This window comes from Pedobacter miscanthi (assembly GCF_003315595.1).
Classification (GTDB): domain Bacteria; phylum Bacteroidota; class Bacteroidia; order Sphingobacteriales; family Sphingobacteriaceae; genus Pedobacter; species Pedobacter miscanthi.
Genome location: NZ_QNQU01000085.1, coordinates 1 through 501 on the forward strand (window position 1 = coordinate 1; position 501 = coordinate 501).

General features: G+C 36.7%; 1 protein-coding gene. It reads right to left on the bottom strand.

What is annotated here, in order from left to right; genetic code table 11:
- On the bottom strand, positions 1-489 hold a 489-nt coding region (locus DRW42_RS28480), incomplete at its 3' end, for a restriction endonuclease subunit S (RefSeq protein ID WP_279634235.1).
- Between the last annotated feature and the right edge of the window lie 12 nt (positions 490-501).

Here is a 501-nt window from a genome sequence, read left to right on the forward strand (position 1 = left end):
AATTATTTTGCTTTGGGTTTCGATACGTTGATCTAACAAATAAAGAAAAGATGAAATTTTCTCTTGCTCTAATTTGGATTTCGGCACCTTTACTTCTACTCGTTCGAGATTTTGTACTGATAATCCGGGTTGAGCAGCCCCTGTTGCGTATTGATTTAAATTTAATTTGATCAATAAATGATACAACCATATTGTAACGACATCTTGTTCTGGATTAACAACTAATGCGTGTTCCGTTGCGTAAATTTTACCAGAAACTAGATTGACATTTCCGCATAGTGCACCCTGACGCCCGATAAGAGAAAACAGACCATCTTTGTTATATGAGGAAACATAACCTCTTAATCCATTTCCTCCATAACATGGAAATAAATTCTCCTTAAATTCTTCGAATATATCTGATGGCGCAATAAATTTTCCAGCCTTCATGGTGCACACATTGCCTAAGATTGTCTCATTCCACTCCCCCTCAAACCCCGGAAATCTCAAATTTGGAACATT